Raw genomic sequence first — 7410 nt, 5'->3', positions numbered from 1 at the left:
CAGCCTGACCGATACCGCGCGCCCGCGATAATGGACGGGTGACGGATGCCTTGGACCTCCCCGGCTGGACCCACGTGTACTCGGGCAAGGTACGCGACCTCTACCGCCCGGCCGGCGACGGCAGCGGCGCCGGCGCGTCAGCCCGCATGCTCGTCGTCGCGAGCGACCGGGTGAGCGCGTTCGACCATGTGCTGAGCCCCGGCATCCCGGGCAAGGGGACGCTGCTGACGGCGCTCAGCCTGTGGTGGTTCGACCAGCTCGCGGGGGCCGACGGCCGCCGGCGCATTGCGAACCACCTCGTTGCGGGGGAGATTCCGGATGCCGTCGCGGGGCGCGCGATGATCGTGCGCGAGCTCGAAATGCTCCCGATCGAGTGCGTCGTCCGCGGCTATCTCACCGGTTCCGGCTGGAAGGAATACCAGGTCAGCGGCACTGTCTGCGGCATCCCCCTGCCTGCGGGGCTGCACGACGGTGACCGCCTGCCCGAGCCGATCTTCACGCCGGCCTACAAGGCGCCGATGGGCGAGCACGACGAGAACATCTCGTACGAGCGCATGGTCGAGATCGTCGGGGCCGAGCGCGGCGCCGCGCTGCGCGACGCGTCGCTGGAGATCTACCGCCGGGCGGCGACGACCGCCGAGGCGAAGGGACTGATCCTGGCGGACACCAAGTTCGAGTTCGGGATGGATGCCGACGGCATCCTCACCCTGGCCGACGAGGTGCTGACGAGCGATTCGTCGCGGTACTGGGATGCCGCCGCCTGGGCGACCGGCACGACCCCGGCCGAGCGCATGGCGAGCTTCGACAAGCAGATCGTGCGCGACTGGCTCGCGGCGCACTGGGCCCACGCGCCCGGAGGCTCGGCGCAGCGCGCCAGCGATGCGTCGAGTGGGCGTGGGGAGGACGGCGTCGGGACACCGCCGGCCCTGCCGGACGAGATCGTCGCCCGCACCGCCGCGAAGTACCGCGAGCTGCTCGAGAAGCTCACAGCCTGACGCCGCCGACCGCTCGGGTCAGGCGCTCAGGAACGCCGACCTGCCGTGCTCGGTCGCTCCCGCATGCCACCCAGCCGCTACGTTTCGCCCGAGCCGCTACGTTTCGCCCGGTCGTTTCGTAGCGGCTCGGTCGTTTCGTAGCGGCTCGGCGGGAAGTGGGGCGCGCAGGGGCCGGGCGCGCAAGCGCGAGCACGGCGAGGCCGCGCGACCGCAACCCGGCTCAGGCGGAAGCGCGCAGGACCAGCTCGGTCGGCAGGATCGTGACGTGCGGGGGCTGGCGACCCGCCAGCAGCGACAGCAGGACATCGGCCATCGCCTCGCCCTGCTGGTGCGAGGGCTGGCGCATCGTCGTCAGCGGCGGGTTGACGGTCGTCGCGACGGGGGAGTCGTCGAAGCCGACGATCGCGAGGTCGTCGGGAACGCGGATGCCGGCGCGACCCAGCACCGCGAGCGCGCCACGAGCCATCAGATCGCTCGCGATGAACAGTGCGTCGGGAACGTCCCCGCCATCGAGTATCCGCTGCATTGCGGCCGAGCCGCCGTCGGCGGTGAAGTTGCCGTCGGCCACGGCGACCTCCGTCAGACCCGCGGCGGCGAGCGCCTCGCGGAATCCTCTCAACCGGTCGATCCCGGCCGGCATGGTCAGCGGGCCGGTGATGCTGCCGATGCGGCGAAAGCCCTGGCCCACGAGGTACTGGGTCGCCTCCCGACCGCCCGCAACATTGTCGACGTCGACGTAGAAAGCGCGCTGCCGCTCGCGCACCGGCCGACCGCCGTAGACGACGGGGACGGCGGCGGCGATCCGGTCGATGAACGTGTCGCTCGTGTGGTGCGAGACCACGATCGCCCCGTCGACGGCGCCGCTGCGCACGTACGTCGTCGTCTTGTCGCGCGGGTCGTCGCTCGCGATGATCAGGTTGAGCACGTGATCCGAGCGGCCGAGCCGCGCGTTGATCCCCGACACGATCGACGCGAAGAACGGGTCGCCGAAGAACCGCGTCGTGTCCTCGGGCACGACGAGCGCGATCGCCATCGTCGCGCGACTCGCGAGCGAACGGGCGGCGCGATTGGGCACGTAGTTCAACTCCGCGATCGCGCGCTGCACCGCCTCGAAGGCGCCCGGACTCACCGCCGTCGAGCCGTTCACGACGCGCGACACCGTCGAGCGCGAGACGCCGGCGGCCGCGGCGACCTCCTCGATCGTGGCGACCGTGCGCGGCGGGTCGATGGTCACGGGCGGTCTACCTCGGAGAACTCGGTGCCGGGCCGGCGACAGAAGCGGCAGGAGCGGCGGACGGGACGTCGATCGCCCGGGCGGCGATGACCCGACGATACTCCAGCGCACTGTCCTTCGGTGTCCGCTCCTGGGTGTCGTAGTCGACCCGCACGATGCCGAAGCGCTTCTCGTACCCCCACGCCCATTCGAAGTTGTCGAGCAACGACCAGTAGAAGTAGCCGCGCACGTCGACTCCGGCATCGACGGCATCCGCGATCGCGCCCAGGTGCGCCCCCAGGAACGCGACCCGCTCGGCATCGTGGACGCGTGCGACCCCGTCCTCGACGACGAGCTCGTCGTCGTAGGCGGCGCCGTTCTCGGTGACGTAGAGCGCTGTTCCCGCAGACCGCGCGTAGTCGTTCCACACCCGCTCGAGCAGCCGGGTGAGACCCTCGGGCTGCACCTCCCAGCCCATGTTGGTGCGCGGCAGTCCCCGCTCGTGCCAGTAGATCCCGGCACCCGAGGGCCACGGCGACGCGGTCTCGCGGTCGGTCGGCGCCTCACCCGGCGCCGGCGGATGCGGATCGGGCACGCCGCCGACGAACTCGCCGTGGTAGTAGTTGACGCCCAGCGCCTGCAGCGGCTGCGCGATCGTTGCGGGATCGCCCGGCAGGGTCGCCGCTTCGAGGGCGGCGATGGCCCCGGCATCCACTTCTCTGATGTCCGCAACGATGTCGGCGGGGTACTGCGCGCGGAAGATCGGGTCGAGGAACCAGCGGTTGAACTGGCCGTCGAGGCGCCGGGCCGCGTCACGGTCGGCGGCGTTCGTCGGATCGACCGGATCGGCGACGTTGAGGTTGAGCGTGATGCCGAGATCGAGCGACGCGTCGCGCGCGCGCAGCTCGCGCACCGCCTGACCATGGCCGAGCAGCAGGTGGTGCGCCGCGAGCAGGCCCTCGGTGACCGAGAAATGGCCAGGGGCATGGACGCCGGCGGTGTAGCTCAGGAACGACGAGCACCACGGCTCGTTGAGGGTCGTCCAGTGCTGCACGCGGTCGCCGAGCGCATCGTGCACCGACAGCGCGTACTCCGTGAACAAGTCGCTCGTCTCGCGGACGGTCCACCCGCCGCGGTCCTGCAGTGTCTGCGGCAGATCCCAGTGGTAGAGCGTGAGCCAGGGGAGGATGCCGGCGTCGCGCAGCTCGTCGACGAGGCGCCGATAGAAGTCGAGACCCTTCTGGTTGACCGGGCCGCCGTCGGGGCGCACCCGCGACCACGACACCGAGAAGCGGTACGTATCCAGGCCCAGGTCCTTCATGAGCGCGATGTCGTCGCGGTAGCGGTGGTAGTGGTCGCAGGCGATATCGCCGTTGTCGGCGCCGATGACGGCACCGGGCGCGCGGCTGAAGGCGTCCCAGATGGATGCCGTGCGCCCGTCCTCGAACGCGGCGCCCTCGATCTGGTACGCGGCCGTGGCCGCCCCGAAGAGGAACCCCTCGGGGAAGGGTCGCGAGGTCTCGGTCATGGTGGAGGCCTTTCTCGATGGGTGTGGGCGCTCAGCCCTTGACCGCACCCTGCATGATGCCGCTGACGAGCTGTTTGCCCGCGAACACGAACAGGATGAGAAGCGGGATCGTCGACAGCAGCACCCCTGCCAGCACGATCGAGTAGTCGACGAAGTAGTTGGACTGCAGCAGCGACAGCGCTACCGGCAGGGTGGGGCTCTGCCGGTCGAGCACGATGAACGGCCAGAAGAAGTTGTTCCACGCCGACACGAAAGTGAAGAGGCCGAGCATCGCGGCGGCCGGTCGCGCGGCGGGAACACCGACCGTGAGGAACGTGCGGAACGAGGTGGCCCCGTCGACCCGGGCGGCCTCGATGAGTTCGTCGGGAACGGCCTGCCGGATGTACTGCGTCATCCAGAACACGCCGAACGCACTGACGAGGGCGGGGATGATGATGGCGCCGAGGTTGCCCGTCCACCCGATCTCGCTGAACAGGATGTACAGCGGCACGACGCCCAGCTGCATCGGTACGGCCATCGTGGCGATGACGAACACCAGCAGCACGTTCGCTCCCCTGAAGCGCAGCTTCGCGAACGCCCAACCGGCGAGCGTGGAGAAGAACACGACCGACAGCGCGATGAGGGCCGAGCTGACGATCGAGTTCCACAGCGCGATCCAGAAGTTCACCGCCGGGTCATTGATCACCTTCGCGGCGTTGCTGAAGAAGTTGCCGCCGGGGAGCCACGACATGTTCGGGTCGCGAATCGTGTACGAGTCGCCCGAGCCGATCAGCAGCGACCAGTAGAACGGGAAGATGCTCGCCAGCAGCACGATCCCCAAGCATCCGTAGACGAACCATCCGGGGCGAGCGCCTTTGATGTGTCGGGGGCGCTTGTTCTGGGGAATCGGGTCGTCGTCGTGGATTGCCACGGGGCGGGCGTCGAGAACGCTCATCGGGTCACCTCGTGGTCGTGGGCGGAAGAACCGTGGGTGTTGGTCGCCGTGGCGGCGGCGGTCCGGTCGTCGGCGCTGGCACTGCCGCCGGCGTTGTGGACGGCGCGGTTGCGGGCCACTTCGGCCTTCGCGTCGCGTCTCGCCGAGCGCAGCTGCGCGCGGGTCAGGGTGGACCTGCTGCCCTCGTCGCGGACGAGGCTGCGGGTCACGAGCAGGTTGATGAGCCCGATGATGAGGATGATGATGAACAGGATCCACGCGAGCGCCGCCGCGCGGCCGAAGTTCCATTCGCCCCATCCGATGTTGTAGAGCCAGAGGGTGATCGTCAACCATTGCGAGTTCGCTCCGCCGGTGCCGAACTGGTCGTACATGCGCGGCTCGTCGAAGATCTGCAGGCCCCCGATCGTCGAGGTGATGATGACGAAGATGAGGGTCGGGCGCAGGCTCGGCATCGTGATGGAGAAGAACTGGCGCAGTTTGCCCGCCCCGTCGACCGTCGCCGCTTCGTAGTAGTCGCGCGGGATGGCTTGCATCGCGGCGAGCAGGATGAGGGTGTTGTAGCCGGTCCAGCGGAAGTTCACCATCGTGGCGATCGCGATGTGGCTCGCGAAGGCGTTGGAGTGCCATTTGACGGCGTCGATGCCGATGGCGCCGAGCCACGTGTTCACGATGCCGTACTGGTCGCCGAACATGTTCGAGAAGATGAGCGCGACGGCCACCGGCGCCATGACATAGGGCAGCAGTACTCCCATGCGCCAGAACGTCTTGGCGCGGATGTTCTGGTCGAGCATCGCGGCGATGAACACCGCGGCGATCAGCTGCGGGACGCTCGAGAGCAGGAAGATGCTGAACGTGTTTCGCAGCGCGATCCAGAACTTCGGGTTGGCGAGGATCCACTCGTACTGGCCGAAGCCGATGAACTCCCCCGACCCGCGCACGAGATCCCAGTCCATGAATGAGATGACCGCGGTGTAGCCGATCGGGAAGAGCCCGACGATCACGAACAGGATGAAGAACGGGGAGATGTACAGGTAGGGCGAGACCTTCAGGTCCCACGAGCTCAGCCTGCTGCCGAACCCGATGCGTCGGGATGCCGGCGCGGATGCTGCGGAGATCACTTCATACCTCGATCCAGGAATGCGAACGATCCGGGAGTGCGAACAGAATCGGGACCGTGGGACCGGGCACGCGCCCGGCCCCACGGCGTCCGCTCAGCCGATCGCTTCGACCTCGGAGACCCACTGCTTCCACGAGGTGGCCTTGTCCTGCGTACCGTCCTCGACGCGGGTCAGCGCCTGCTGCATCGCGTCGTTGATCTGGAAGTAGTACTGGCCCTTGAACGGCGACACCGTGACCGCGTTGGCGCGATTCGAGAAGATCTCGCCGACCTTCGCATCCCCGAAGAACGCGTTCGTGCTGCCGAGCAACGTGTCGTCCGTCAGCGCATCGGTCTGGCTCGGGAAGGTGCCGGCGTTCTCGAACGCCTTGATCTGCGTCTCGGGGCTCGTCAGCCAGTCGGCGAGCTCCTGCGCGGCCGCGACATGCGCACCGTTGGCGGGGATCGTCAGGTACGAGCCGCCCCAGTTGCCACCGCCGCCGGGGAACGTGTCGGCGATGCGCCAACCGTCGACGCCCTCCGCATTGCCGGAGATGACACCGAGCATCCAGCCCGGGCAGAGCATCGTCGCGAACGCGCCGTTCGACAGGCCGGCGAACCAGTCGTCGCCCCACTGGCCGAGGTGCGCGGACTGCGTCGCACTGGCATCGAGCACCTGGTTGTAGATGTCCTCGACCTCGGAGTTGGTCGTCGCGAGGATGTCACCCGTGTCGGGGTCCTCGTAGGCGGCTTCGACCTGGTTGATCATGCCCTGGTAGGTGCCGCCGGCGGAATCGAAGAACGCCTTGCCGGTCGCGGTGGAGTACTTCGCGCCGACGGTGAAATAGTTCGCCCAGTCGCCGTCGAGGAGGGTCGCGACCTCGGTCGGGTCGGTCGGGAGCCCCGCCGCCTCGAAAAGGTCTGCCCGATAGCAGATGGCCTCGGGGCCGATGTCGGTGCCGTAGCCGATGAGGTTGCCGTCGGCATCCGTCGCCCCCTCGACCTTCCAGTCCAACCAACGGTTCTTCAGATCGTCGGGCACCGGGGTGAGCATGTCGGCGTACTTCATGACCTCGGGCACCCAGTCGATCTCGATGGCCTCGATATCGGCGAGGCCGGACTTGCCGAGCTTCTGGAAGTAGTTCGCCCGCGCGTCGTTGCTCGTGGCGGCCTTGTTGTGGACGATCTTCACGTTCGGGTGGTCTTTGGTGTACTCGGCGAGCAGTTCGTCGGTGTAGCCGAAGTCGTTGAACGTGGCGACGGTTAGCGTGACCTTCTCGTTCGGGTCGGCCGTCGTGCCGCCGCCGCTGCCGCCGCCGGCGCAGCCGGCCAGAACGAGTGCCGAGGTGGATGCGACGCCGGCAACAAGGCCGATGCGTCGCAGTGCGCGTGTGTTCACGTGTCACTCCTTTGTGATGGGTTCTGGTGCGTGGGACGCGTTTCCCGCAATCCTCAGCGAATCGGATGGGAGCGCTCTCACCGGATAGCAACGACGCTACGGGAGCGCTCCCACGAAGTCAAGGGAGCGCTCCCACAGACGGGTTGCGGTTCGGTCACGCTGCGGTCGGGCGGCGGTTTCGCTTCCCGACTGCCGCCGAGCCGACGCTTGTGGCCGCCTGCGGCGCGTGGGCAGCGGCCATACGC

General features: G+C 68.4%; 6 protein-coding genes. 1 reads left to right on the top strand and 5 read right to left on the bottom strand.

The features are described from left to right. Positions 1–38: 38 nt before the first annotated feature. Positions 39–995: a phosphoribosylaminoimidazolesuccinocarboxamide synthase gene (locus WBP48_RS12010; protein WP_424440726.1), complete on the top strand. Its 957-nt coding sequence runs from the start codon at positions 39–41 to the stop codon at positions 993–995. Positions 996–1215: 220 nt separating this feature from the next. On the opposite strand, the gene WBP48_RS12005 is transcribed toward WBP48_RS12010, so the two are convergent. The 5 genes from WBP48_RS12005 to WBP48_RS11985 all read right to left on the bottom strand — a co-directional run bounded on the left by WBP48_RS12005 (position 1216) and on the right by WBP48_RS11985 (position 7165). Continuing rightward, on the bottom strand, positions 1216–2229 hold the full coding sequence (locus WBP48_RS12005) for a LacI family DNA-binding transcriptional regulator (protein ID WP_424440724.1): 1014 nt from the start codon (positions 2227–2229) through the stop codon (positions 1216–1218). A gap of 7 nt (positions 2230–2236) precedes the next feature. Further along, on the bottom strand, positions 2237–3736 hold the full coding sequence (locus WBP48_RS12000; protein ID WP_424440722.1) for a GH1 family beta-glucosidase: 1500 nt from the start codon (positions 3734–3736) through the stop codon (positions 2237–2239). Positions 3737–3767: 31 nt separating this feature from the next. Continuing rightward, on the bottom strand, positions 3768–4670 hold the full coding sequence (locus WBP48_RS11995) for a carbohydrate ABC transporter permease (RefSeq protein ID WP_424440720.1): 903 nt from the start codon (positions 4668–4670) through the stop codon (positions 3768–3770). Beyond that, entirely contained in the window at positions 4667–5788 is a 1122-nt protein-coding gene (locus tag WBP48_RS11990; RefSeq protein ID WP_424440718.1) for a carbohydrate ABC transporter permease, read from the bottom strand. Before WBP48_RS11990 ends, WBP48_RS11995 begins: the two co-directional genes overlap by 4 nt. 93 nt (positions 5789–5881) lie before the next feature. Further along, positions 5882–7165, bottom strand: coding sequence for an extracellular solute-binding protein (locus WBP48_RS11985; protein ID WP_424440716.1), 1284 nt, complete (start codon positions 7163–7165; stop codon positions 5882–5884). Between the last annotated feature and the right edge of the window lie 245 nt (positions 7166–7410).

This window comes from Microbacterium sp. (assembly GCF_049661145.1).
GTDB lineage: Bacteria > Actinomycetota > Actinomycetes > Actinomycetales > Microbacteriaceae > Microbacterium.
The sequence above is the reverse complement of the archived record's forward strand: the minus strand, read 5'-3'. Positions and strand labels throughout refer to the sequence as shown.